Annotated in this window: 2 protein-coding genes and 1 pseudogene; 2 read left to right on the top strand and 1 reads right to left on the bottom strand. The window is 70.7% G+C overall.

The window, feature by feature from the left end; translation table 11 throughout:
• Positions 1–307: pseudogene (locus KN815_RS48830) on the bottom strand (ThiF family adenylyltransferase); the annotation flags it as partial.
• A 265-nt stretch (positions 308–572) separates the two neighbouring features.
• Between KN815_RS48830 and KN815_RS48835 the strand changes: the two are divergent.
• Positions 573–1,199 carry a M48 metallopeptidase family protein gene (locus tag KN815_RS48835; RefSeq protein WP_216348165.1) on the top strand — a complete coding sequence of 209 codons (627 nt, stop codon included), beginning with the start codon at positions 573–575 and terminating at the stop codon, positions 1,197–1,199.
• A 167-nt stretch (positions 1,200–1,366) separates the two neighbouring features.
• Positions 1,367–1,970 (top strand): TerD family protein (locus KN815_RS48840; protein WP_216348166.1); only part of this gene is annotated, 604 nt, incomplete at its 3' end.

Here is a 1,970-nt window from a genome sequence, read left to right on the forward strand (position 1 = left end):
CCCCCGCGTCGGGCCGCAGCCGGTCCAGGGCCGCGGCGGGCTCACCGCCGTCCCTCGGCTCGTCCAGCAGACCGGCCGCCGTCAGCCGGTCCACCAGTGCGTCGGCCCGCCCCTCCGGCAGCCCGATGGCCCGGGCCTCCTGCCGCAGCAGCGGCAGACCGCGGGTGCCGTCCAGCAGCTCCAGGAAGCTGCCCGTGGCGGTGTCCACCGGCCCCATCACCACCGCATGCGCCCGGGCCACCCCGAACTGGATCGTGTCCCGACTCCGCCAGCCGCGCCGCAGCGCGGGCTTGAGCATCGGATGCATCGCCGCCCCCCCGTTTGATGTTCTGTACATTTTCGTGCCTGTACTTACCTGTTCATTACTTTCACGCCGAGTTGCACCGGTTCGCTTCCGTTGCACCGCCCTCAGCATGCGGGCAGGCGACCGGAGCCCGCAGCGCGTTATCCACAGGCGGTGGAATAAGTCGTACGAACACCGGTCGTACAAGCCGTGCACACCGAGGAGTGGTTCGGTCCGCAACAAGGTGCGGGGCGGGACTTCCCCGGCGGCCACCGGGTAACGTCGGGGCGTGCCCGCCGATCCGTCCTCTCGCACCGCGGGGGAGAACCCTCGCAGCGCCGCGAGCGCACCGCGCACCGTCCCGAGCCCGCAGAGCCGAGGCTCGGGCACGAGCGCGGTCGAGGTCCGCCGGAGCACCCGGCGGCGCAGGACGGTCTCCGCCTATCGCGAGGGCGACCGCACCGTCGTCCTCATCCCCGCCCGGATGTCCGAGGCGGAGGAGCAGCGCTGGGTGGGCGTCATGCTGGACAAGCTGGCCGCGCAGGAGAGCAAGCGGATGCTGGGCGACGCGGAGCTGGCCGCCCGCGCCGAGTTGCTCTCCGGCCAGTACCTGGACGGGCGGGCGCGGCCCGAATCCGTCCGCTGGGTCACCAACCAGAACACCCGCTGGGGGTCGTGCACTCCCGCCGAGGGCAGCATCCGGCTCTCGCACCGGCTCCAGGGCATGCCCGAGTACGTCGTGGACTATGTGCTTCTCCATGAGCTGGCCCATCTTCTGGTGCCGGGTCACGGGCGGCGCTTCTGGCAGCTTCTGGAGGCGTATCCGCGGACCGAGCGGGCGCGGGGCTATCTCGAAGGGGTGGTCGCCGCCGGGCGGTTGCCGCATCTCTCCGGGCCCGGGGACGACGAGCCGTAGGGGACCACGCGCGGCCGTAGGGACGACGCGCGTGCCGTAACGGAACCACCCCCGTGCCGTAACGGAACCACACCCGTGCTCCTTGGCGTCGCTCATAGTCGGCGGCAGCGGCTAGCCTGGCGCGCAATGCACACAACCGGTACGGCGATGGGGGACGGTCCTAACGTATGGCCAGGGAATTCCAGCGCGGCCACAAGGCCAGGATCAGTGATCTGACGGCCGGGAGGGATCTGTACGTCGGGGTGCAGATCGCCGGGCCCGGCCTGACGTTCGACATCAGTTGCTTCGGGCTCGACGCGGACGAGCGGCTGTCGGACGACCGCTACTTCATCTTTTTCAACCAGCCGAAATCCCCTGAAGAAGCGATACAGCAACTCGGGGCGCAGGCGGGTGACACGGATTCGTTCCGCGTCACGCTCGACAGCATCCCCTCCGCCATCCAGAAGCTCTCCTTCACCGCGACCCTCGACGGCGCCGGGCAGATGTCGCAGATCGGCCCCGGCTATATCCGGATCGTCGCGGGCGGCGAGGAGGTGGCCCGGTATTCCTTCACCGGTTCGGAGTTCAGCACCGAACGCGCGGTGATGCTGGGCGACTTCTACCTCAAGGACGTCTGGCGGTTCGCCGCCGTCGGACAGGGCTTCGACGGGGGACTGGAGGCGCTGCTCAAGAACTTCGGCGGTGAAGTGGCCGAGGAGGAGCCCGCCCCCGCTCCCGCGCCCGCCCAGGGCGCCGCGCCCGGTTTCGCGCCGCCCGGCCAGGCGGCCCCCG

The organism is Streptomyces niphimycinicus (assembly GCF_018883605.1).
Classification (GTDB): Bacteria; Actinomycetota; Actinomycetes; order Streptomycetales; family Streptomycetaceae; genus Streptomyces; species Streptomyces niphimycinicus.